The 22,234-nt window shown below is 63.2% G+C and carries 21 protein-coding genes; 15 read left to right on the forward strand and 6 right to left on the reverse strand.

Annotated elements, in window-relative coordinates; all coding sequences use genetic code 11:
• Positions 1-2: 2 nt before the first annotated feature.
• From U4Y88_RS29315 to U4Y88_RS29375, 13 genes are all read left to right on the forward strand, one after another.
• Positions 3-1,286 (forward strand): TrbI/VirB10 family protein, encoded by a 1,284-nt coding sequence (locus tag U4Y88_RS29315; RefSeq protein ID WP_321788136.1) that lies wholly within the window; start codon positions 3-5, stop codon positions 1,284-1,286.
• A 16-nt stretch (positions 1,287-1,302) separates the two neighbouring features.
• On the forward strand, positions 1,303-2,097 hold the full coding sequence (locus U4Y88_RS29320; protein WP_321788138.1) for a transglycosylase SLT domain-containing protein: 795 nt from the start codon (positions 1,303-1,305) through the stop codon (positions 2,095-2,097).
• Entirely contained in the window at positions 2,094-3,335 is a 1,242-nt protein-coding gene (locus U4Y88_RS29325; RefSeq protein WP_321788140.1) for a hypothetical protein, read from the forward strand. Before U4Y88_RS29320 ends, U4Y88_RS29325 begins: the two co-directional genes overlap by 4 nt.
• A complete protein-coding gene (locus tag U4Y88_RS29330; protein WP_321788142.1) occupies positions 3,335-3,757 on the forward strand; it encodes a lytic transglycosylase domain-containing protein in 423 nt (140 codons plus the stop codon). Before U4Y88_RS29325 ends, U4Y88_RS29330 begins: the two co-directional genes overlap by 1 nt.
• Positions 3,758-3,760: 3 nt before the next feature.
• Positions 3,761-4,351, forward strand: a complete 591-nt coding sequence (locus U4Y88_RS29335) for a toxin co-regulated pilus biosynthesis Q family protein (RefSeq protein ID WP_321788144.1) — start codon at positions 3,761-3,763, stop codon at positions 4,349-4,351.
• A 4-nt stretch (positions 4,352-4,355) separates the two neighbouring features.
• Positions 4,356-5,990, forward strand: coding sequence for a type II secretory pathway protein (locus U4Y88_RS29340; protein WP_321788146.1), 1,635 nt, complete (start codon positions 4,356-4,358; stop codon positions 5,988-5,990).
• 11 nt (positions 5,991-6,001) lie between these two features.
• Positions 6,002-7,318, forward strand: a complete 1,317-nt coding sequence (locus U4Y88_RS29345) for a hypothetical protein (protein ID WP_321788148.1) — start codon at positions 6,002-6,004, stop codon at positions 7,316-7,318.
• On the forward strand, positions 7,305-8,135 hold the full coding sequence (locus U4Y88_RS29350) for a hypothetical protein (RefSeq protein ID WP_321788150.1): 831 nt from the start codon (positions 7,305-7,307) through the stop codon (positions 8,133-8,135). The genes U4Y88_RS29345 and U4Y88_RS29350 overlap by 14 nt, the downstream gene beginning before the upstream one ends.
• Positions 8,132-10,576, forward strand: a complete 2,445-nt coding sequence (locus U4Y88_RS29355; RefSeq protein WP_321788152.1) for an ATPase, T2SS/T4P/T4SS family — start codon at positions 8,132-8,134, stop codon at positions 10,574-10,576. Before U4Y88_RS29350 ends, U4Y88_RS29355 begins: the two co-directional genes overlap by 4 nt.
• A complete protein-coding gene (locus tag U4Y88_RS29360) occupies positions 10,573-11,712 on the forward strand; it encodes a type II secretion system F family protein (RefSeq protein WP_321788154.1) in 1,140 nt (379 codons plus the stop codon). The genes U4Y88_RS29355 and U4Y88_RS29360 overlap by 4 nt, the downstream gene beginning before the upstream one ends.
• 16 nt (positions 11,713-11,728) lie before the next feature.
• Positions 11,729-12,328, forward strand: a complete 600-nt coding sequence (locus tag U4Y88_RS29365) for a type 4 pilus major pilin (protein ID WP_321788157.1) — start codon at positions 11,729-11,731, stop codon at positions 12,326-12,328.
• 9 nt (positions 12,329-12,337) lie between these two features.
• A complete protein-coding gene (locus tag U4Y88_RS29370) occupies positions 12,338-13,570 on the forward strand; it encodes a hypothetical protein (RefSeq protein ID WP_321788158.1) in 1,233 nt (410 codons plus the stop codon).
• 742 nt (positions 13,571-14,312) lie between these two features.
• The gene (locus U4Y88_RS29375; protein ID WP_321788159.1) at positions 14,313-15,641 is read left to right on the forward strand and encodes an IS4 family transposase; all 1,329 of its coding nucleotides are present in this window, start codon (positions 14,313-14,315) and stop codon (positions 15,639-15,641) included.
• A gap of 51 nt (positions 15,642-15,692) precedes the next feature.
• Here U4Y88_RS29375 and U4Y88_RS29380 read toward each other — a convergent pair whose 3' ends face one another.
• From U4Y88_RS29380 to U4Y88_RS29405, 6 genes are all read right to left on the reverse strand, one after another.
• Positions 15,693-16,703 (reverse strand): CAP domain-containing protein, encoded by a 1,011-nt coding sequence (locus tag U4Y88_RS29380; RefSeq protein ID WP_321788161.1) that lies wholly within the window; start codon positions 16,701-16,703, stop codon positions 15,693-15,695.
• A 202-nt stretch (positions 16,704-16,905) separates the two neighbouring features.
• Positions 16,906-17,274 carry a hypothetical protein gene (locus U4Y88_RS29385; RefSeq protein ID WP_321788163.1) on the reverse strand — a complete coding sequence of 123 codons (369 nt, stop codon included), beginning with the start codon at positions 17,272-17,274 and terminating at the stop codon, positions 16,906-16,908.
• Between the two features lie 13 nt (positions 17,275-17,287).
• Positions 17,288-17,467: a hypothetical protein gene (locus tag U4Y88_RS29390; RefSeq protein ID WP_321788165.1), complete on the reverse strand. Its 180-nt coding sequence runs from the start codon at positions 17,465-17,467 to the stop codon at positions 17,288-17,290.
• Positions 17,451-18,674: a FlhC family transcriptional regulator gene (locus U4Y88_RS29395; RefSeq protein ID WP_321788167.1), complete on the reverse strand. Its 1,224-nt coding sequence runs from the start codon at positions 18,672-18,674 to the stop codon at positions 17,451-17,453. Before U4Y88_RS29395 ends, U4Y88_RS29390 begins: the two co-directional genes overlap by 17 nt.
• A gap of 59 nt (positions 18,675-18,733) precedes the next feature.
• A complete protein-coding gene (locus U4Y88_RS29400; protein ID WP_321788169.1) occupies positions 18,734-19,978 on the reverse strand; it encodes a hypothetical protein in 1,245 nt (414 codons plus the stop codon).
• A 166-nt stretch (positions 19,979-20,144) separates the two neighbouring features.
• On the reverse strand, positions 20,145-20,876 hold the full coding sequence (locus U4Y88_RS29405; protein WP_321788171.1) for a nuclease-related domain-containing protein: 732 nt from the start codon (positions 20,874-20,876) through the stop codon (positions 20,145-20,147).
• 449 nt (positions 20,877-21,325) lie between these two features.
• On the opposite strand from U4Y88_RS29405, the gene U4Y88_RS29410 reads away from it, so the two are divergent.
• Together U4Y88_RS29410 and U4Y88_RS29415 are read left to right on the forward strand one after the other, a co-directional pair.
• Positions 21,326-21,682 (forward strand): hypothetical protein, encoded by a 357-nt coding sequence (locus tag U4Y88_RS29410; RefSeq protein WP_321788173.1) that lies wholly within the window; start codon positions 21,326-21,328, stop codon positions 21,680-21,682.
• A gap of 110 nt (positions 21,683-21,792) precedes the next feature.
• Positions 21,793-22,224, forward strand: a complete 432-nt coding sequence (locus U4Y88_RS29415; protein WP_065058060.1) for a hypothetical protein — start codon at positions 21,793-21,795, stop codon at positions 22,222-22,224.
• The last annotated feature ends 10 nt before the right edge of the window (positions 22,225-22,234 follow it).

Consider the following 22,234-nt stretch of genomic DNA (forward strand, 5'->3'; position numbering starts at 1 on the left):
GCATGTCGCACCCGAACCCGCAGCCGACCGATCAGGAACGCGTCACCAAGGGCAAGTCGCCGCGTGGCGTGCTATTCGCCGTGGGCGCGCTTTTCGCCGTCATCATCGGCGCGCTTGGCTTCTACTACCAGTCGAAGGAAGCGAGCCAGGCCGACGCAGATGCGAAAGCCGACAAGGCAGCCAAGATGGCGGCATCTGTCGATCACACGCACAACGGCGAAGACATCGACAAGATCATCAGCGACCAGCAGACTGCGGCGCGCGAAGCCGAGCGAAAGGCACGTGCAGCCGCTGGCGCCTCTGCGCCCCCGGCTGCCAGCGCGAAGTCGGGCCTGTCCGTCGACCAGTTCGCAAGAGAAACGGCATCGTCACCGACTACCGGGGCGCAGGCGAATGTCGACGCCATCTACGCCTCACCGATCTTCACCCCGGGCAAGAAGGTCAGCGAGCAGCAGAACAACCAGTCCGCCGGTTCGCTGGGCGTGCAGGGCGTGCTGACCCCGGCACAGATGGCGATGCAGGCGGCGGCTGCGCAGCAGTCGGCAACGAGTTCGGCTGAGGCGCAGGCCAGGGCGTTGAGCGCGGCGATGGGGCAGGGCAACGCCACGTCCACGACCTCGTCGGCCCAGCGCGATCTCCAGTTCATCAAGGATGCAAAGGCGCAGTCGGCGTCGGGCGAAGGGTTCTCGAGTGCCGGGTTCGTGGGCCAGTCGGGCGCGTGCACGCTCTCGCCGCCGCATCACATTCCGGTGCTTGTCATGGAAGGTGAGAATTCCGACCGTCCCGGCACAGCGGCGCTCATGGTCGAACAGGACGTCTACGACAGCGTCACGGGCACGTGTCTGATGGTCCCGAAGGGCACGATGATCACTGCACCGTACCAGAGCGATATCAAGGTCGGTCAGGAGAGCATCCTCGTGGCCGCCACCGAGATGCGCCTGCCCAACGGCAAGCAGGTGCCGCTCTATGGCGCGCAGGGTGCGGACCAGAACGGCTATGCGGGCTTCTCGGGTGACGTCAACAATCACTTCTGGACGATCTATGGCGCGTCGTTCCTGACCGCCATCCTGCTCAACCATTTCGACGGAAGCGATACCAGCTCGACAACGAGTGGCCCGTATGGTGTCACGCAGGTCGGCAACACGGCCGGGCAGGTGGCCGCGCAAACGTCGCAGTCGATCCTCAGCCGATACCAGAACATTCCACCTACGATCACGATCAAGCCGGGTCAGCGCTTCATGATCAAGGTGAACCGCGACATTCACCTGGAGCCGTACCGTGGCTAGGCACGCGCTCGCATTCATGTCCCTCGCGCTTGCGATGGCGGGTAGCGCGCATGCGGCCCCGGCTCCCTCGATCACCCAGGTCATCAGCCCGGTGTCCCTCGTGCTCGGTTCGGGTAGCGCGCGCGAGGTCGCCACGCTGGACGGCAAACCGGTGCTTTATTGCGGGCTCACGCCGTTCGAGACGTGGGCCGCGCCGCTGCTGGGCCAGCCGGTTCGCAGCACGCCCGAAGCGGGTATGACGGTGTCGGTCGATGCGCGTGACGAGTCGCTCGCCGGATTGATGGTCCGCAGTGGCTGGCTGCAACCCGACGAACTGGATGACGACGCGCTGGCTGCGATGACCGAAGGCCGTGGCGGCTGGGCGTGCGCGAGCGTGGTCACGCCGTTCGAGCTGCTGCACACGAGCGTCGATCCGAAGGTGCTCGCGGGTATAGCGCTCAACGAATCGGCCTACAACGGCCGCGCGTGGCCGTGGACGCTGAATGTCGCGGGCCGGGGCTTCTTCTTTCGCACGCGCGAGGACGCCTACGGCGCGATGCGCGCGCTGATTGCGGCAGGCCGTTCCGACTTCGATGTTGGAATCATGCAGATCAACTGGCGGTACCACCATCAGCGCTTCGCATCGCCCTGGGACGCGCTCTCGCCCGCGACGAATGTGCGCGTGGCCGAATCCATCCTCAACGAGAACTACCAGAGCACGCGCTCGGTGGCGAAGGCGATCGCGTACTACCACAGCGCGAACCCGGCGCCGGGCAGCGCGTATCTCGCGCGTTTCGTGCGTCACCTCAACCAGATTAATGCAGGCCTATGAAGCAGACCGCAAACCGCCTCGCGATCCTCGGCGCGCTCCTGGCTGCGTCCTTCGCTGCGCCATTCGCGACCGCCGCCAACACCGACCCGTTCGACTTCGACTACGAAGTCGCGGGCGGCATCGCCGAGCGTCCCGCGCTGATTTTTAACGACGGTTCGAAGACCTATATCCAGCCGCGCGCGGGGCAGGTCATCACCGTCGCGGGCAGCCATCCGGAAGGCCCGTATGTCGTCATCGACGGCACGCCCACGTCGATCCAGTACAGCGTGGCAGGGCACACGGCCGTCGCGACATGGAACCGCGCGAACAGCTTCATCGGCGGCCACGGCATCGTGCCCGGTTCCGGTGACGACCAGCCGGTGGCGTTTGCCGGTTTCAGCGGGCGCCTGGCGCTCATCGGCGAGCACGGCGCGCTCGATCCCGTGCGCAGCCTGAACGCGAACATGCCGGTGGCGGCGACTGTCAAGGCACTCGTGCCGCAGGGCTGGAGTGGCACGGCGCAAAAGGATGTAGACCTGACCGCGGCGACGCGCTTCGAGACCCAACCCGGCGAGAACTGGCTGCACGCGTTGGACCGTTTGATGAACGCGAGCGGCCTCTATGCTGACGTCGACTTCGACACGCGCCACGTGCGCCTGCGCCGTGATGTCGAGAAGTCCGGTGCGCTCAATTACGCGGTGGCCGCGCCGTCGCAGTCGGCCGCGACCGTTGCGACAAGCACGCCTGATGTGTCCGCGCCCGAGTCCCTGCTCGCGAAGTATTTCGGTGCAAACGCCATCCGCGATGGCGACGACACGCACACGCAGATCCGCTTCGCGGCGAAGCCGAAGGACCTGAAGTTCACGACGGCGGACGGCACGTCGCTGCATCCGAAATGGGACGCCGGTACGAACGTGATGACGATTGATCGGGCCGATCGCTTCGTGGTTGCGGACGCGACGAACCATGTCGAGGTCGCGCGTAACGCGGGCACTGTTTACGACTTTGCGGCGGGCAACGCCGCGCATCTCGAATCCGTGTTCGACGAGGGCGGCCAGACGTACTTCAAGTTCGCGCCGAGCGTGATCAACGTGACGGTTGCTGACGTCCATCACCTCGGTTCGGGCGAACAGAAGGGCCGTTACTTCATGTTCAACGGCACCTCCGAGCAGTTCATCGTGACCGCCGACGGCCAGACCATCAGCGTGCTGCGCCGCCACGACGTGAAGTATTTCGAGCGTACGGGGGCGTCGTCGTGATGCGCTCGCTCTTTATCGCCACCGCCGCGGCTCTGGCCAGCGTCACGCCCTTCGTTGCACACGCCGACTGTCTCGACGACGCGGCGGCATTCCGACACATCAACGTGCAGCTCGTGCGCGCGATCGCGAAACAGGAGTCGGGCATGCGCGCGGACGCCGTCAATGTGAACCGCAACGGCACCGAAGACATCGGCCTCATGCAGATCAATTCGTCATGGCTGCCAAAGCTCGCGCGCTACGGCATCCGGCGCGAGCACCTCTTCAACGCCTGTGTGAACGCCTACGTCGGCACGTGGATTCTCGCGTCCAACATCCGGCAGTTCGGTCCGACCTGGAAGGCCGTGGGCGCCTACAACTCGCCGACGAGTGCGCACCAGCTCGTCTACGCCAACTCGATCTATCGCCGCCTGCAGGGGCACTAAGCAATGAGAAAAATTTCCATCCTCGCGTCGTTCCTGCAGGCCCTGTATTGCGCCGCCGCTGTTGCTGCCGTCGAGCCTGACCAGTCAACCGTACACGCCCCTTCGGGCGATGGCTGGCAGGTGCTCGGCCCGGGCTCGCTCGCTGCCCCCGCGCCTGGCGGAGCATCGGCCCCGGTGCCTGCGTCGGCAGTGTCAGCTCCCGCGCCGCCCGCGGGCGTGGCCGCTGCGTCGATCGCGCCCGCCGCAATGCTCCCTTCCGCGCCGCTCGCGACGTCGACCGACGTGAAGTCTGTCGTTCTCCCCGGCGCGCCTGGCGGTGAGCCGGCCGGCACGATGACGTTCTCGATCACGCCGCAGTCGATGAACCTGCGCAATGCGCTCGATGCGTGGCTGCAAACGCTCGGCTGGCAGCTCGCCTGGAAGATCGACGATGACCTCCCGGTCGAATTCAACGCGACGTTCTCCGGCGACTTCCGCTCCGTGCTCACGCAGGTCATGGAAGCGACCAATCACATGCGCACGCCCGCGCGTGTCTGCGAGCACACCAACAACGTCATCCGCGTGATCGCGCGCGCGGCGAACTGCAAGGACTGATCCGATGCGCCAATTTAACTCCCGCTCCCTGCTCGCCAGCGCATTCGCATCGGCCATCGCGGTGGCCCTCGGCGGCTGTGCCGTGATGCAGGGCGACGTCAACGACGCCTACAACCAGGCGAACACCACAGCCACGTCCGCGTACGGCGGCTTCGGTCAGGGCATTCCGCTTGTTGAGGTCGTGCCGAGCGCGTTCCTTGGCGATCGCCCGGTGCCGGTTGCCTACGAGGCCACGCTGCCCGCGATCTTCCGCGACAAGAAAGTCACGTTCCCGCCGAAGCTCGGCATCAGGACCATCGCGACACTCGTCTCGAACGCGACCGGATACCCGGTGCACGTGAGCCCCGACGTGTTCATCCCGCGCGACTCGCTCATTCCGCGTCCGAGCAACGACGGCAAGACGACGCAGGCCATGGTCGGCGTGGGACTGCGGACGACCGAAGAGCCTGTGTACGAGCAGCCGTGCGAGGGGTGTGGCGTCGGCCAGTACATGCATGACGTGACGGAAAACCTCGGCCTCGACTGGTCGTTCGACGGTTCGACCATCACCGTCAGCCGCTTTGTCACGCGCCTGTTCCAGATTGCTGCGATTCCCGGCAAGGTCTCGATCGAATCGAAAATGTACAAGGGCACCGACACGTCGACCGGCAACCAGTCGACCGGCTCGACGGGCGGATCGACCAACGATACGGGTTCCTTCACGGCGGTCACGTCGACGGGTCGCAAGGGCGAATTCGACCAGATCGCGAACATCACTGCCGAGCTCAATGACCTGCGCTCGCCGATGGGCAAGATCACGGTCAATCCGCAAAGCCGCCTCGTCATGGTGTACGACACGAAGGAGGCTGCAGACCGCATGGGCGTGCTGCTCAAGAGCGAGAACGCGATTTCGACGCGTCAGGTTGCGTTGCGCGTGCGCACGATCCAGATCGCACTCAATCGTGGAACCCAGTCGGGGCTGAACGCCGATGTGGTGTTCAACAGCATCCAGGGCGGCCTCGCGAAGTGGGCCGTGAGCTTTGCCTCGCCGACGTCGCTCTCCTCGGGCGGCGGCACGATGGGCTTCTCCGTGTTGCAGTCGAACGCGCCGTTCTCGGGCACGAACGCGGTCATCAACGCGTTGAACCAGTATGGCCGCACGGTCTCCGACAACACGATCACCAAGATGACGTTGAACGGTCTGCCGGTGTCGGTGGCGAACTTCCAGTCGGACGACTATCTGCGCACGACCTCGCCCTCGTCGGGGAGCCTCACGGGTACGTCGAGCGGTGTTGTGGGCCTCACGCCGGGCACGCTAACGACGGGCGACTTCCTGCACATCCTGCCCGCCGTGAACGATCACAACCAGATCGTGCTGGCTTACTGGCGAGACTCATCCAAGCAGAACGGTCCATTCACCACTGCCGGCGCGGGTTCGGGGCAAACCGCGCAGTCGATCCAGCTTGCGCACGTCATCGGCAACAAGGATGACCAGACGATTTCGCTCTCGGATGGCCAGACCGTCGTGCTCTACGGTGCGGTGACGGACACGGCAGACAGCACGACGAACGGCGGCATTGCGGGCATCACCGGGACCTGGAACAAGTCGCGCACGTTCCAGATCGTGATGCTCACGGCCACTGTTGTTCCTTCGATGTGAGCGCAACGGGTATGCATATCACCGAACCGCTACCCGGAGAAAAGCGCGCACGCCTTGCGTTCGGGCTCGACTGGGCCGCCTATCCGGAGAAGGCCGCGAAGGAAAGCCGCACCCGCTATGCGGGCGACTTCTCCGCCACGCACTACGTCGAACTGAAAGTCGGCAACGAGCGCATCGCCGGCTTCTGCGCCCCCGCGACGGCCGCGCCCGGCGAACGGGGCGAACTGCGCGGCGTGAAGCTCTTTTCGGGCGCGGCGCGCGTGGCGATGCTCGAGCGCGTGCGTGCGAAACCTGCCGTACTTGTGCTGATGCAGGATGGCCCGAATGTGCATCTCGTGCATGTCGTGCGCGGCGCCGTACGTCACGACGAGGTGGTTGCGATCGCGCAGGCCGCGAAGCGGCGCGACGAGCTTGCCCGGCAGAGCGCGAGACTGGGCCTCGCGCTCACTGTGCTGGCCGCCGGCGACGCGCTTGCGCCTGGCGACGAACGATTCAGCCCCGCCGAGCTGCTGCAACAGAAGAAGGTGGGGCTCATCAAGCGGGTGCCGGGCGGCATTCCGACCTCGGCGGTGATGCTGCTCGCGCTGGCAATCGCGGGGTTCGCCGCGAAACAGATGTGGGGCGCGCTCAATCCGCCGCCGGTTGTGAACACCGCGCCGAGCTGGGACCAGCGTTACGAGCAGGCGATGCGAGAAGTCTTTGCGGGCCACAAGCCGCTCGCGTCCCAGCTCGCGCCTGACGTGCTCACGCTCCTCGACTACATCGACACGAACCGGATGGGGTGGCAGTTCGAGAAGGCCGAGTGTCCGGCGACGGGGGCGTGCTCGCTGACGTACCAGCGCGCAGGCGGCTCGTTCGAGGACTTCGCGCGCGCCGCGCCCGAAGCGATGCAGCCGGTCACGTTTGCGCCGGACGGTTTGCACCTCTACGCGCGCGGGCCTGCGCTGCCGCGCGCTGCCAATCTGGCGGTTGCGAACATGAAGGCCTGGCCCGACGAACAGCGGCTCATCGAGATGCTGCAGACGCCGCCGCAGCGCATGTCGATCAAGCCGCTCAATCTCCAGAGCTTCGGTTACGAGGTCAAGCTCGAACCGAGCCGTGCGCTGATTTCCGAGCCGCCGCCGCGCGACGAGCGTGGTCGCGCGCTGCTGCGCGAAGGGCGCTGGGAAATCGACGGCTACCGGTGGCAATCGCCGCTGCTCGCGGCGCTGCCACCCAACATGACGCTCGAGTCTCTGAGCGTGAAGCTCGACACCGCCGCGCCCGAGGAACTGGGCAGGGTCGGCATCCATTTCGTTGCGAAGGGCAAATACTATGTCGTCCACTAAACCCCGCCGCCTGGCGGTGCCATTCGGCCTGGCGTTACTCGCGACCGCGGTGGCGGCGCACGCGGCATCTGTTGCCACGCCATCCTTTGCGGCCGCGATCGCTCCCTCACCTGCGACGACGACGCCCGCCGCGGCGACGTCGAGCACATCGGTTCACGTCGTGCATACCGCGACGACGAGCCAGGCGAGCGCTCCGGTGAATACCCATGCGATCGCCCCGGCTAGCACCGGGGGCGAGCCCACTCAGGCAGCGTCGGCCGCGCCTGCGGCACCAGCGGCGAGCGGCACGAACGGCACGAATACGGTGGCCGCCGTCACTGGCGACTCCCATCTCACGCTGCACGACATCGACGAACTCGCGCGCAGCAAGCTTACGCGCGCGCTGCGCGGCGACGGTGACGCTCCCGCGAGTAGCGCATCCGTGTCGCTCAAAACGCTCGTGCCGGCCGCGCCGACGGCGAGCGCGCCTGCGCCTGTGGTGCAACCGTTCGTGCCGCGTGAGCGAACGACGCCCGTCACGTTCGTCGGTGCCTACACCGATGCCGGCGGGCAGCACGTCCTCTACCAGTACAACGGCGCGGTCTATCCGGCGCGTGTGGGCGAGAAGCTGCTCAACGGATGGATCGCACGTCGGATCGACGGCCTGTCGGTGACGGTGGCGCAAGGCAAGCACACCTGGAGCGTGCCGATGAGTGGTGGCGCGCAGGAGTCGACGGGTTCGACGTTCGTGGCCGGGTCGGCGCTTGGTGACCTCTCGTCGCCGCTGCCGCCCGGCGCGAACATGGCTCAACCGATCTCGAGCTTCGGGAGGCAATGATGTCGCTGTTTGGAAATCTGGAAGGTAACGAGAAGCCCCGTGGCGGCATGATCGCCCGCCTGCGCGCGTGGCGCAGCGGCTTCGTTGAAGAGTCGGAATCTGCGGCGCGCGCAGAATCGGCAGACCCCGTCGAGCCGATGTTCGGCGCGACACGCCCGGTGCACGTGGCGCAGCCCGTGCACTCTGCCCGGAAAGGGCCGGGTGCGCCCGCAGGCTCGCTCGGCGCGTTCCTGCGCGATGCGGACGTAACTGATGTCGATGCGTTTGAGACGGCCGACGGCGAACGTGCGTACCGACCAGCATCCGATCACCACGTCGATGGTTGGGACGGGGAGCGCCCCGCCAAAGAAACGCGGGTCGAAATACCTTGCGGCTGCGATACGGGCGTCAACGGCATTGCGCATGACGCAGCACCCATTGACGAAGCGCGCGCCGACGAGGTACCGATGGCATCGTTCGCGGTCGAAGGGATGTCGGACGACGTCCCGTATCCGGCAGTCGCCGACGTCTCGCGCGAAGGCGTGTGTGAGCAGACGCTCGATGACGTGTGTGCCGGGGCGCGCGACAACGACCCAAATCCAGCAGTCGATGCGGCGCCCAACGCAACCGTCGAGCTGCCCGGTAACGAGACGCCCGCGATAGCGAGCGGCTCGCATGCCAGCGAACAGCGGGCCGGGACCGCGGGCGGGAGCGCGGCCGGGAGCGGCGGCGAACGCGAGAGCACACCACATAGCGAGGACGCCGCGCCGCGCTCGCTCGCAGTCCCGGACATCGAATACACGCCGGTGGGTATACCGCGCCTGAGTTCGGCGCAGGCGCTCGCAGATTTCAAGCGGGTGTTGTGCGATACGACGTCCGACGCGACGCTGCGTATTACGCCCGAAGCGCGCCGCGAGTTCGTGGCGGTGGACATGCAGGCGGGGATGGCGGTGGTGATCGCCACGCGCGAGTTTCACGAAACCGCCCTGTATGCGACCTACGTGAAGGACCTGGAGCGCGTGCACATCACCGTGCGCGAGGAGATGGTGGCGACCGCCGACGTCATTGCGGGTGTCTATGAGCGTGCGCGCATCCGGTTGTCGAAGCACGTACCCGAGGGATCGAGGGCGATTGCTCTTTTCCTGGACGTGATGGACGCTGCGCAGAACTACGGCGCGAGCGACGTGCACTGGGAGTCGCGCGACTACCTTCCCGACGCAGAGGTCCGCTTTCGCGTGGACGGGGATCTCTACACCTACGAGCGCATGCCGAAGGCGACGATCCTGCGCGCGCTTTCCGCCGTCTACCAGGATCTCGTGCAGAGCAACACGAACAGCGGCAACGCCTTCCAGCCGAGTGCCGCGCAGTCGGCCATGATTCCGATCGCACTGGCGACCGCAACGTTGAACCTGCGCTGGCAGAGCGCTCCCCAGATGGGCGGCTTCGATGTCGCCCTGCGTATCCTCGACGGCAATTTCCGCAATTACACGGTGCGGATGCCGCAGACGATGGGGCTGGAAGCGAGCCAGCTGGCGATCGTCGAAGCGCTGGGCCACGTGAGCGGCGGTGCGGTGCTGCTCTCCGGGGAAACCGGGTCGGCCAAGACCACGCTGCTGCGCGCACTGTCGTACATGGTCGAAGACCGCGAGCTCAAGAAGCAGTACGCGGTGAGCATGCCGTCGGAGTATCCGCTGCCGTGGCTCTCCGACCAGTCAGTGCCGCGCGGCCTGGACGAGACCGAAGAGGAGTTCCGCCGCAAGGTCGCGACGATCATCCGCACGCTCATGCGTATGGACCCGGACGATCTGACGATCGCGGAAATTCTCGATTCGACCATCGCAGGTCTCGTTGTCGAACTCGCGCTCACCGGACACCCCGTGCGTTCGACGATCCACGCCGACAGCATCATCGGAGTCTTCATGCGTCTGATGGGCGACCGGCTCATGTTGGCTGCCGACGAGGTTGCCTCCGACAAGTTCATCAACGCGGTGGGCAACCAGAAGCTCATTCCGATGCTCTGCCCGCATTGCAGGAAACCTGCCGCCGAGGTCATGAGTGTCGACTCTCTCGAACTGCTGCGTACGAAATTCGGCCTCGACACGTCGAAGATGGCCTGTCGTAACGACGACGGCTGTGAGCATTGCCGCAAGAAGGGGTTGCTCACGCGCGATGGCAAGGTGGCGGCGGGCACGAAGGGCCAGACGCTTGCGATGGAACTGTACCGGCCGACGCCCGAGTTTCTCGACCGCATCGTGGTGCGCGACTGGCGTGGCGCGGAGAAGGCCTGGCGCAAGGAGCGCACGGCAGGCTTCGGTTCGGCCGACATGACCGGCAAGACGATCTACGAGCACGCGCTCTACAAGGCTTCTCAGGGGCTGATCGATCCGCGCTTCATCGATCGCGGGATGAAGCCGTTTGGTGTCTACCAGGTGATGCCGGACCGCGACGGGAGGATGTCATGATCGGTCGCATGTTTTACGGCATGTGCATGCGTTTGCCGATCGCGGAGCGCATGAAGGTTGCGAAGTGGCGTTTCCAGAAGTCGCGCGAGACGTTCTACCGCGAATCGCGTCTGGATATCGAGCAGACCACGGGCCTGCGCAACCGCGAGACGCTCATCGAGCGGCTTCAGGTGCTCAAGAAGCGCGCGCGTGATCGCGGCAAGATCGTCTGGCTCGCCTATGACCAGATGGAGACGCGCATGCGCGACGGTGATGGCCTCGCACTCGCGATCAAGCCGTTCGTGCCGCTCGATGAGTATGCCTTGCTGGATCTCGCGTTCGCCTCTGACAAGGAGGACGCGGCCCGGCGCGGCTTCGACCTGTGCGAAATGGCCGCGTCGGCCAAGCGCGTGCTGTCGAGCACAACCGCACTCCAGATGGCCTACCCGATGGTGCTGCTCTGCTACATGTACGGCCTGTGCATGCTCTTCGGCGGCATGGTCTATCCGCAGGTCCTTGAGGTGCGTCCGCTCGATCAGTGGATGCCTGCGGGCAAGCTCCTGTACGCGATCGACACCTATTGCTACGACTACTGCCTGCTCAATGTCGCGCTGATCGCGGCGGGCGTCACGTCGTATTACTACGGCCTCAAGCGCTGGACTGGGGCGCTGCGCAACCGCGTGGATGCGGCGCCGCTCATGTGGCGGAACCGCCGCGATCTGCGGGCAGCGCTCCTGATCGTTTCGTTGTCGGGTCTCCTCGACTCCGGCCTCACGTTGTCGGCCGCGCTCAAGCGCATCGGCCGTCATACCGATCCGTGGTTGCGCTGGCACGTCTCGACGATGGAACGCCGCCTCAAGGAGCATCCCGAACAGCCGATGCGTGCGTTCGCCACGGGCATCTTCTCGGAAGAAGTCGTCGATCGCATCGCCGATGCCGAGCGCCGCGACAACTTCGTGGACGCTATCAAGTCGCTCGGCCGCACGTCGCTCGATCGCGTGGTCGAGGCGGTGCGTCGCAATGCTCGGATCACCCACTACGTGCTGCTCGGTGTTGCGGCCGCGTTGTTCATCGGCCTCGGTGTCGGCTCTTACGTTGTCACCGGCGTCACCAGTTTCCAGGGCGCGCTCAGCGCAACCTCGGGCAATAACCTCTAACTCAGGCTCGACTCATATGAAAACCAACTTTACGCAGCGCAAGCCGGCGCACAAGGCACAGATGCGTCGCCTGGGCCGCCTGAAAAAGCAGACCGGCGAACTGTCGCTCATCGAAGCGGGCGCGGTGCTCGGCGCGGCCGCGCTCCTCTCGCTCGCGCTTTTTTACGGCGTGCCGTTCGTGCGCAACATGGTGCAGTCCTCGACGTTCAAGAGCGAGGTCGGCATGTTCCACACGGGCATCCAGAACGCGACGTCCAATGACGCCGACTTCTCCAGCGAGACGCTGTCCACGCTCGCGCAGAACCACGCGTTCGACGCAGCGGGCGCACGCGTGTCGAGCGACTACTCGACGGTGACGGGCATTTTCGGTGGCCAGGTGACGGCAGAACCGGGCACGGTCACGTCATCCAACGATGCAATCGTGACGAGCTACCCGGTGCCGAAAGCGGTGTGCTCGATGGCGCTGAGCGCGGTCGTCAACATCTTCACCGAGGTATCGGTCAACGGCACGGTGGTGTCGGGCCCGTCGACGACGTTCAGCAGCGCGACGGCGGGCAGCGCGTGCGCATCGGGCGGCGACACTGCGACCGTTGCGATGTACACGACGCGCAGTTGAGGACCGGGCATGGGCAGCATCATCGAGATGGCGGTTTTTCTCGCGGCGTCGGCGATCCTGACGGTGTACTCGATTCGCGAGGACATCCAGAAGCACCGCGCCGCATTGCTTGCGACCGAAGGTCAGAACGAGGCGGTGATCGCGGACGCGCTCGGGAGCTGGACAAACGACAACTACGCGACGCTGCTCAGCCAGTACACCCAGTCTGGCAACTCGACGCTGACGGCGCCGACCATCGCGGATCTGCAGACCGCCGGCAATCTCAAGCAGACGTACCGCGCGGGCCCGTTCTGGGGCGGCAGCTATACGATTCAGGTCAGCATGCTGCCGGACGGCTGCACGGAGCAGGACGGCAATTGCCATGTGTCGTGGGTCTTCTATCCGTCGTTGCCTTATACGCGTGGCGGAAAGCCCGACGTGTCCGGCGCGGCCCAGATTGCGCTCGCGGCGAATTCGCAGGGGGCGCAGTTCGGCTTTTCGTCGACGCGCAATTCGGGAACGATCTCGGGCATCAGCGGCACGTGGACAGCGACCAATCCGCTGTCTGGGACGCCGGCTGCCGCGATTCTCGCGACGAACGGTGTCGGCAATGACGGCAACTCGCTGTATATCCGGCGCGACGGCAGCCTGACGTGGACGGGCAGCCAGAACGTCAACGGGGTCGATCTGCACAACGTCGGAAGCATCGACGCGACGGGCACGATCGCGGCACCGATCGTCGCCGCGTCGAACGTGGACGTGTCTAACGCGGTGCGCTCGCCGGGGACGCTCTACGTGCAGAACGCTGCGGGCACCGACTCGGCGCCGATAGACACGGGTGCGGCCGCCGTGCACGGCAACGCAACCGTCTACGGTGCGCTTGAAGTCGCGAACGAAGCGACGCCACGGGCGAGCTGCACCTCGACCACAGGCACGACGCGTATTGCGGCGAACGCAGACGGCTCCGGACTCATGCTTTCATGTCAGTACACGACGAGCGGGTACGAATGGCTTCCGATCGGCGGGACTACGCTGCGCTACGGCTACTACACCGTTTCCAACGGATCGACTGTGCCGGCACCATTCTGCGCTGCGGGTGGCATACCCGCGATCTTGTTGGATGGCCAGGCACTTTACATCGATCCCACTGCAACCGTGAACTTGGGCGCAGCGGGTACCGGACCGTGGACGGTGACGATTACAGATGGGAGCGGGGCAGGCATACAGGGAGTGGCTGTCGCCACGACTTATTGCGAGTTCTGACTGAGGACGACATGAAATTCCGACGCTTGATGTACACAATCATCGTGCTTTGCATGTCGCTCGTTTGCAACACGACATTCGCAGCACCAGTCCGTTGTTCATACGGCTACCAGGATTCTTCCTGCACCCCAAAATTGGCGAATGCACCACAAACTCCGGGTGCGTGTCCCGCAAGTGCAGGGTGGACTACGATGGTAGCTGCCGTCTGGCAGGGGGCGCAGTATTCAGCACCTCAGTGTCAGTATCAGGCGCCCCCAACTTGTGCTCCGGGTTATACCCAGATTTCCGGCCCAGATTGGAATGGCAACGCCTGGGTGGATCTCATGTGCCAACCGACCTTGCCAGCGCGTCCGGACATCCCAACGCAGTGCATGGCGCAGTTGCCGGCCGGCTGGACCGTGAATGGCGTGTATAGTGGATCGGCGTCCTCGGCAGTTCCTCCGGCTGGATACCAAATTAACTGGTACACCGGCAGCACCTCGTTACTGACGGATAAATGCGGGGTGACCTACTACGAGACACTCTTGGAGTGCTGGAGTACGACGGCTGATAGCCTTTTCTACAAGTGGGCGTACTACACGACGCATGCCTCTGGGTCGTGCGGCCACTGATGAGTCTAAGGCCGGAAGAAAAAAGCCCGCATCGAGCGTAATGCCGTTCAGTTAAGACCTGAACGGCATTGTTGTTTTGATGGTGAGAAGGTGTTGTAAACGACGCGCCGAACAGTTAACTTTTCGGCGCGATGCTTTCCAGTCACCTGACCTTTCTGCTCGAAGCGCAACAGCCAGCCGATCTCAGCCGGCTGGCTGAGCATCTGCCCTATGAATGGATCGAGCGGGCGGTGCAGGCGACCGGGGCGGCTAGTATTCGGCGTCGGCGTTTGCCTGCGGAGCAGGTGGTCTGGCTGGTTATCGCGCTGGCGATGTACCGGCACTGGTCAATTAGCGAGGTGCTCGACAGTCTCGACCTGGCATTGCCCAACGAAGCCGCGCCGTTTGTCAGCAAGAGCGCGGTGGTGCAGGCTCGCCAACGTGTTGGCGAGGCGCCGATGGCCTGGCTGTTCGAGCAGACGGCACGGGCATGGACGACTCAGGACGCGCCTCACCATGCGTACAAGGGGTTAAGTCTCTGGGCGATGGACGGCACCACGCTGCGCACACCCGACAGTGCGGCCAACCGTGAGCACTTTGGCGCGCAGGGCTATGCCAGTGGCAAGGTGGCCAGCTATCCGCAGGTGCGGGCAGTCACGCTGACTGCGATCCCCACGCATCTGGTGGCCGACATCAACTTTGGCTGCTACGACACCAACGAAATGGTGTATGCCAAAAGCCTTCTACCGCAGATACCGGACGATTCGCTGACGGTGTTCGACAAGGGCTTTCTGGCCGCGGAGATCCTGTGCGGTCTGACGATGAACGGACGTAATCGTCACTTCCTGATTCCAGCCAAATCCAATACCTGCTGGGAAGTCACCGCCGGCGCAGCAGACGATGCGACGGTGCGCATGCGCGTCTCGCCGCAGGCGCGCAAGAAGTGCGCGGCCTTGCCTGAATTCTGGAATGCGCGAGCCATCCGGACCATCGACGCGCGCGGACGCGAACGCGTCCTGCTGACTTCATTGACGGATCGCCGACGTTTCAAACCTGCCGATATCGTTGGCTGCTACGAGCGCCGCTGGCAAATCGAAACCAGTTTCGGGGAGCTCAAGCAATCGATGCTGGGTTCGGAGTTGACCTTGCGCAGTCGTATCGTCGAAGGGGTATATCAGGAAATCTGGGGAGCGCTAATCGCCTACAACCTGATTCGCCGCGAGATCGCTAGCGCCGCATGGGAAGCGAAGCTCGCACCAACCGATATCAGCTTCGTTCGAGCGTTCCATACCATTCAGCACGAAATGATGTGGGCCGCCCTCACGCCCGCCTACGCAAAACTACCCGTCTGCCTTCAGCGTCTGCGGGAGCGACTCAAGTCTCTTCCCAATGAAAAGCGACCCGGCCGTACATGCGACCGGGTCGTCAAGTCTCGTCCTTTGCGCTACTCCGTCCGGTACCTTAAAAAAGACCTTAACTGAACGGCATTACCGCATCGAGCGGGCTTTTTCTTCACTTCTTCGGGGGGGAACTTATCCGACTTTGGATCCCGTGGTGTAGCTGAAGGTTCGGGTGAATGCCGTCCCGTTCCAAGTCCCATTGATCGTTGCCGTATACGTGGTGTTCTTGCTCAATGCCACGGCGGGATAGGCGCGGCCTTCGTATGCCTTGATCAAACCCGTCGTGTCATTCGACGAATCCAGCACTTCGAGCGCCACGACGTTTCCAGATGTGTCCGAGAGGGTTCCGGAGGTAATCCGAATCGTGTCGCCGGGATTTGCCTCCACGCCGATAGCGGCGCCCCACGCGCCCGACGTATTCGGCGGGACAGGGGACTCACCAGCGACTTGGTACGGCACGTCAGCAGTGCCTTCGCACGGATACGTTAGCGGCAAGTTGCCCGCAAGTTTTTGCATGCTGCCCATGGTCACCGTTGACTGAATCTCGGGGTATCCGTTGTACGACAGTTCGTTCCAGCCGAGACCGACTTGGGTGATCGGCAGAACAGTCAGCGCAATGTGATAAACGCCTGCCGCCCAACCTGCGGCGATTTGTTCGCCATATGCGGTTTCACTGAGGGTTGCGTTCGTATAAAAGCCCGCGCTAACGCCGCCTGCGACCGATGCAGCGGGAAAGCCTGCCGCAACCGCCCGGTCGGTGTAGGTTACTCCGGTAAAGCCGGGGTTGCCCGAGACTTCCGTATCGGTGACCGTACCGCCGTTCTGGCCCATATACGACGCGTGTGCTTGCGCTGCCTGGTCGAGGACAGTGTTCTCCGTCAATGCCGGGAAGCCGCATTGTTGGCGCTGCGTGTTGATGGTGTTGAAGACGGCGAGCTGCGCACTGTTTGCGGCGTACTGCGGCGTCGTGACATTGCCCGTGCTTGCCGAGGGAGCAGTCGAGCCCGTCGACGAATTGTTCGCACCGGACGACGAATCGCCGCCGCCGCCGCCGCCGCCGCCGCCGCCGCCGCCGCACGCGGCGAGGGCGAGCGTTGCTGCGAAGGCGAAAGCAGTGACTGCGGAGATGTTCTTCAGTTTCATTTCGGTGGTCCTCATTGTTTGATTTATAGTCGCGCCCCATGCGCAAACCTGAAACCAGGTTACTAGGCCCGCCGTGAAGTCAAGTCGGCGAGCCGGACACGCCTCAGCTAGGGCTACCCTTGTAGGTAACGGAAAGATTTAGAAAGACTTTAAGCGTGTGCAGAAAAACGCCGCGAGGGTGGCGGGTTTTAGCTGATATGAATCAAAACCGCCCCCTGCGCCGCTGCCGATGGAAGATCCGCAGTCCGATAAAGACCGCGACGAGCAGGCCGGCCGTGGTCTTCGGGGCATACCCGGCGGCGTGTGGCACCGTCTGGGCGCCAATCCAGACGGCGAGGAAGGCGATCAGTGTGCGCGCAACGATAGGTCGGTTGAGCGCAGTCACGAGCCGCGAGGGCCGCTCGCGCACCCACGTCGAATACTCCTCGTTGAGCTTTTCAAGGTCGAAACCATGAGGCCCGGCTTTGCGCGCGGCGCGATAGAACGCTTCATATCCACCGAAGCGACCGTCGTCGCAACCGCGAAGCCACGCCGATGCGCTGTCGCGAACCATCCACGCGAGATCTTCCATGCGAGCGGCCATATCAATGGACCGTGTCCGCCTGCCACGGGACGGCGCCGATTGCATTCATGATGCAGCGCCCGCCGTCCTCGGCGTAATAATCACCCGTCTCGAGGTTCTGCCAGCCAAACTGCGCTGTGCCATCCGCGCTAAGTACGACGAGGCCAGTTGGCAGTTCGAACCGTTCAGCCGGAAGTCGCATTTTGCCCCCTCCTGGATGCGCGTTTGCCAAGGCGGGGCAACAAGCCGCCGGAGCAGGCGGGACAAGTGAAGCTATGTTGCATCTCGATCTTCGACTCGTTGTTGGAGACGATGTAGTGTGTTCCGCAATTGCGGCAAGGCGCGATGGCCAGCCGCGCACTGGCAGCGAGCCAACGCGTGAGACTGCAAGCCCGATCAGTGGCAAGAAGCGGATTCGATGAGAACAGAATCGCGTACAGGTCAGCGGAGGCGATCAGGGCCTGTGGTGTATTAGCACCCATCTGAAGTGCTGCACGATAGAGCCAAACGAAGACCGTCGAATGAAGCCGTTGTAGCGGCTTGTCGACAAACCATTGAAGTGAGTTAGGAAGGTTGCCGCATGGTGAACGCTTTCCGTGGATATCCTGGTACATCTGGCGGGTTTTGCTGTGCGGCAGACGAAACAGGTTGGCCGCGGTGCTAGCCCGGCACCCATGCGCCATCATGGCAGCGGCATACGCCTCGTGTGTGTCGCGTCCTAGGCGCAGGTTCCCCCATGTTGCGGTATGTGGAAGCTCCCCAGCTTTGAACGGGGTTGTCGACATGACGTGATGCGCGATCTGTTCGGCAGTCAGTTCGCTTGTCGTAAATTCGAACCAGAAAGCGGGGCTGCGGAATCGCCAACGGAACAGCGGCAGGTCCCGGATACGCTCGAGTGCCCTGTGGAGCTCGTGAGGGGGCAGTGCGGCGAGGTACTGCGCAAGCTCAGTGGTCATGCCGAGGACCGGAGCACTCATCACGCTCATGTTCGATACGAGCTGGACCAGGTCGAGAAATTGACGGTTGTGATGTTGAATGTTCAACGTTGTCAACGGATCACGCACCGATGGCATTTTCTGCCGGAGTGCGTCGACGGCGACTGTAGTCGCCGTGTTGTCGACGAAACACCGCCAGTCCTCGATGGACGGTAAGGACGGGGACAGCATTAGGAACGGCGTGCCGAGAAGGCTCCGCATGGAACCGCCGTTATGGCGAAGGTGCTCGATTGCCCCGGGCTCTACGCCATAAATATCGGCGAAGTCCGGGTTGGCAACCAGCTCCTGCTTGATGTGGTTCACAAGATCGTAGTTGACCATGTGCACGCGTCCGGCGACCCAGCGTGGCATGTGGATGCGATGCAACGCTTTATAGTCGTCGACTGTTTTTTCGTGGTTATTGTTTGTGCTCATTGCTCTCTTTTCCGGTGATTCTCAGGCGCGCATGCAATCCCTGCACGCGGGCTGCACTGTCAGGCCGTCTTCGCGGCCGCGCTAATTTCGAGATGGAACTTGCCGATCAAGTCAGCCAAAGCCTGGAATATGGCCAGAAAGCGCTTCGGACTTCCTTCGGCCGTACACAGCAGTTGCGCACTGTGGTAACGCTGCGCGAGGCTACTGAAATCGGTAACCAGCGCACTCATCTCCTGCTCGAGCTTGTGGCTCGCTTCCAGCGCTGCCTGGCTTTCTTCGAGCTGGGCGCGGATTCCTGCGGCGAGGCGTTCCTGCGCCTCGATTTCGGCTTCGATTACCCGCTTTTTCTCACGCAGTTGCACGAGTTCCGCTTCACGTTGCCGGTTCTCGTCCTTCGCTTGCATGTCCTCCGACTTCGCAGGCGGCCGATTGCGTGCATCCTCCCCAGCCCGGATAGCGGCGTCACGTTGCTGCTGCATATCGTGCAGTTGCTGGTTGAGCGTCGCTGAGGTGTTGGTGACGAGCGATAGCTCGTTACGAAGACGATCCTGGGCGTTCTGCTGCGCGGCCTGATCGAGACGGACCTGTTCGATCTGCTGCCGCAGACGGTTGCTTTCGGCGTTCGCGATGTTTAACTGCTCGACCGTGCGCGAAAACTCGTCACTGACTGATTCAAGCTGCTCTTTGCTGCTCCGCAGTTCATCAGTTTGCTGGCGCAACACTTTGATGAGGTCCTTCACTGCACGCGTCGACATTTCGGGATCATCTTTGCGCTTCTGGATGATTGCTTCCACGATGTCATCCCCGATGTCGTGGCCGAGCAACGCTTGCATATCGGTCAGGCGAAGGAACTCAACCGCCTCGGCGTTTGCGTGAAATTTGTTGTATGCCCCGATGTGAATGCGAATCTTCGAGGACGAAATCTGATGCAACTTCTCGATGTACCCGAGGGCTAGCGTAGTCGCGCGGTTGACCGTTTTTGGCGTGTCTTCATAGGCGATGATGTAGGCATCCTGAACGCTACGGACAATTTCCGCGAAGCGGAACCCGAGGTTCATGTGCTCGTGCATGATCCGACGCACGGACTCGTTGATCTCCGCACTGCTGTGCTTGACGGCCTCGAGCGCATGGTCGCTCAAGACCGCTCCGAACGTGTCGCGAGCTGCCACCGCGATTTCTGCACGGCTGGGCAGGTGGCGGCTGTAAAGCTCCTGAAGCTCACGGGTGTCCTCGGGGAGTTCGACACCATCTTCGGGAATGGTGGGATCGAACACTTCTGCGGAAGGCTTGTTCTTATTGCTCATTTTGGTCTCTCGTATTTACGGTTCGCCTGTTGGGTAGCCGCGTTCCGGATATCGCACATGCATCCATTAGCACTCAATGGACAAGGGTACGTGCGCGTATGGTTGACGGCACCGCGAAAGATGATGAATTTCATGCAGCTTTTACATAAAAGGCGGCACCAATAATTCAAACGGCATCGTTTGCATGATCTTTAGGGTGCGCACGCAACCGTTTTCGGTGGTCCTCCAGCTCAGTCTCGCTGATTGATGCATTAAGCATAATTGCCTCCCACGCGACGCGAACATTGACCGGCTTGTTGCATGCGACGCTGAATTCATGGCTCCGCAGACGAAGCCAGAGTGCGATTTCTTTGATGTGGATCAAGGATGGCGGGAGGCCGGGATGCAGCCGGCAGTCGGCCGATGCGAACACGCCGAGGCCTTCGATCGGCCAGACGGCCGGCAGCTTCCTGTTCAGAAATTCCACCTTCGTGCGGTTTTGCGCGAGCGGTGACCTTCGCAGTTCGGCCACACCATCGGCACCGATGCGGGTGATGTGATCGGGGCTCGTGGCCGGCGCGATGACCCCGCTCCAGTTCTTCGTTTCGATCACGAAAATTCCAAATGGCGTAACGGCGATGTGGTCGATTTCGGCCGTGGGAAACGCCGAGCCCGGAGCGTGATGAACGAGGATCGCGCCGTCATGCAGGTAGAAATTCTCGCTGCACAGGTCTGTGAGTACGCGACGCAGTTCGGTGCGTACCGCGGCTTCGCCCGCTTCGCCGCGAATCATGGCCCGCGTCGCGGGCGCATCGTGCTGCTGCGCCCCCTCGGGCAACATGCGGCGCAAACGCGGTGCGCGCCTGGCGAGGCGGTAACCGACATAGCCAAAAGCGGCGATGCCCAGAAGGCTGTACATGGTCACTCCGTTTCAGTAAAGGTAGTGATTCCAGTCTGCCAGGCATTTTTGGAAGTCAAGTCACCGCGAGCGACAGGCACCCTCCGCCACAAATCTGGAAAGCTCCACAAAAAAGTGAAGCTTTCCGGGTTTTTGCGTGCAAGCGCTTGCAAGTTGCGGCTCGGAAACGAAAGCCATCGGGAATTGGCGAGCATATGCACTACGCGCACTGGCGCATCTGACCTACCCTCAGGATGTGAACGCGTCCTGCACGCATCGAAACGACCGCACGGTTCTCGTGCCGTCATATTCCACTTACTTCCTGTCCGCGCGAGTCCGTACGCGGTGGCCTGACATCGGGCCACCGCGCACGTGCTTCGCGCACCGGTATTCCTTGCTCGTTCCGAGCATCGAATCCACCAGGCGTCGCCTGGACATTTCCCTGTGCGTTGATTTTTCTGGAGAGAAAAATGCGGAAGCTGTTTATCGAAGACGTCATGAAGTCCCCGGGCAAGCTGCTCGCCCCGTGCTTCATCGTCTATCTGGCCTCGCAGTCATTTTTCGTCGGCTTTTTCCTGTTCTGTCTCGGCGTCCGCTGGTTTCGCAAGCAGCTCGTGCTGAAGGCGAAGGCGCTCGAAACCGCCGAGGCTGAAGCAGCACGCGAACGTGCCAACGAGGCGCGCGAGCAGGCACTAAAGGCAGGCGCAGTGAAGCCGGCGCAGCAGCAGGCGGCAGCCTCTGTGGCCACCGCACCGGTGACGCCGCTGCGGCAGTACGCCCGCTCAGCCGTTGTCGTTCCCATGAAGAAGACGGGCACCGAAGACTAGGTCCGTCCTTTCCACTTCCACCGCGACGTTCGTCGCGGTGGCCCTTACCCGCGCCGGGAATCCATTCCCGGCATGGGGTGCGATTGCCCGGCCGCATCCGGAGCAATCCCATGAAACCAGAAGTCGCTGCGTGGCAGCTCGACATCTTTGGCGGCGAGGCCACTCCGGTGCTCGTCGTGCCTCCCAAACCCGATCCGTTACCTGACCCACAGTACTGGAGCACGTCGGTACGCGAAGCGATGGTTGACGCGCTGCTCACGCTCGCGCGCGACAGCCGCCGCGGCGACCGCATGCCCGAATCGTTGATGGATTGCGCAACCATGCTCAGTGAGCGGCTGCGCAACGTGAAGATCGACGTCGACGACTATCGCGCGACGCTCGGCTGGATCATGGGCTACTGGGACGGCGCGCTGTCGTATGAGCATGTGTGCAGCGTGAACGGGATCGATCCCGAGACACTCCAGGCCGTCATTATCGAGACGCCGCTTCTCGCACGTGATCTGGTCGAATTGCGCCGAATCTGTTTCGGCTCGTTGATCTAGGAGGACAGAT

The sequence above is a fragment of the Paraburkholderia sp. J94 genome, assembly GCF_905220285.1.
Lineage (GTDB): Bacteria > Pseudomonadota > Gammaproteobacteria > Burkholderiales > Burkholderiaceae > Paraburkholderia > Paraburkholderia tropica_A.

What these genes read in the sequence shown, in the direction of transcription:
- U4Y88_RS29315 (WP_321788136.1), top strand. Translation starts at nt 3, where the DNA reads ATGTCGCACCCGAACCCGCAGCCGACCGATCAGGAACGCGTCACCAAG.
- U4Y88_RS29320 (WP_321788138.1), top strand. Translation starts at nt 1,303, where the DNA reads ATGTCCCTCGCGCTTGCGATGGCGGGTAGCGCGCATGCGGCCCCGGCT.
- U4Y88_RS29325 (WP_321788140.1), top strand. Translation starts at nt 2,094, where the DNA reads ATGAAGCAGACCGCAAACCGCCTCGCGATCCTCGGCGCGCTCCTGGCT.
- U4Y88_RS29330 (WP_321788142.1), top strand. Translation starts at nt 3,335, where the DNA reads ATGCGCTCGCTCTTTATCGCCACCGCCGCGGCTCTGGCCAGCGTCACG.
- U4Y88_RS29335 (WP_321788144.1), top strand. Translation starts at nt 3,761, where the DNA reads ATGAGAAAAATTTCCATCCTCGCGTCGTTCCTGCAGGCCCTGTATTGC.
- U4Y88_RS29340 (WP_321788146.1), top strand. Translation starts at nt 4,356, where the DNA reads ATGCGCCAATTTAACTCCCGCTCCCTGCTCGCCAGCGCATTCGCATCG.
- U4Y88_RS29345 (WP_321788148.1), top strand. Translation starts at nt 6,002, where the DNA reads ATGCATATCACCGAACCGCTACCCGGAGAAAAGCGCGCACGCCTTGCG.
- U4Y88_RS29350 (WP_321788150.1), top strand. Translation starts at nt 7,305, where the DNA reads ATGTCGTCCACTAAACCCCGCCGCCTGGCGGTGCCATTCGGCCTGGCG.
- U4Y88_RS29355 (WP_321788152.1), top strand. Translation starts at nt 8,132, where the DNA reads ATGATGTCGCTGTTTGGAAATCTGGAAGGTAACGAGAAGCCCCGTGGC.
- U4Y88_RS29360 (WP_321788154.1), top strand. Translation starts at nt 10,573, where the DNA reads ATGATCGGTCGCATGTTTTACGGCATGTGCATGCGTTTGCCGATCGCG.
- U4Y88_RS29365 (WP_321788157.1), top strand. Translation starts at nt 11,729, where the DNA reads ATGAAAACCAACTTTACGCAGCGCAAGCCGGCGCACAAGGCACAGATG.
- U4Y88_RS29370 (WP_321788158.1), top strand. Translation starts at nt 12,338, where the DNA reads ATGGGCAGCATCATCGAGATGGCGGTTTTTCTCGCGGCGTCGGCGATC.
- U4Y88_RS29375 (WP_321788159.1), top strand. Translation starts at nt 14,313, where the DNA reads ATGCTTTCCAGTCACCTGACCTTTCTGCTCGAAGCGCAACAGCCAGCC.
- U4Y88_RS29380 (WP_321788161.1), bottom strand. Translation starts at nt 16,703, where the DNA reads ATGAAACTGAAGAACATCTCCGCAGTCACTGCTTTCGCCTTCGCAGCA.
- U4Y88_RS29385 (WP_321788163.1), bottom strand. Translation starts at nt 17,274, where the DNA reads ATGGAAGATCTCGCGTGGATGGTTCGCGACAGCGCATCGGCGTGGCTT.
- U4Y88_RS29390 (WP_321788165.1), bottom strand. Translation starts at nt 17,467, where the DNA reads ATGCGACTTCCGGCTGAACGGTTCGAACTGCCAACTGGCCTCGTCGTA.
- U4Y88_RS29395 (WP_321788167.1), bottom strand. Translation starts at nt 18,674, where the DNA reads ATGAGCACAAACAATAACCACGAAAAAACAGTCGACGACTATAAAGCG.
- U4Y88_RS29400 (WP_321788169.1), bottom strand. Translation starts at nt 19,978, where the DNA reads ATGAGCAATAAGAACAAGCCTTCCGCAGAAGTGTTCGATCCCACCATT.
- U4Y88_RS29405 (WP_321788171.1), bottom strand. Translation starts at nt 20,876, where the DNA reads ATGTACAGCCTTCTGGGCATCGCCGCTTTTGGCTATGTCGGTTACCGC.
- U4Y88_RS29410 (WP_321788173.1), top strand. Translation starts at nt 21,326, where the DNA reads ATGCGGAAGCTGTTTATCGAAGACGTCATGAAGTCCCCGGGCAAGCTG.
- U4Y88_RS29415 (WP_065058060.1), top strand. Translation starts at nt 21,793, where the DNA reads ATGAAACCAGAAGTCGCTGCGTGGCAGCTCGACATCTTTGGCGGCGAG.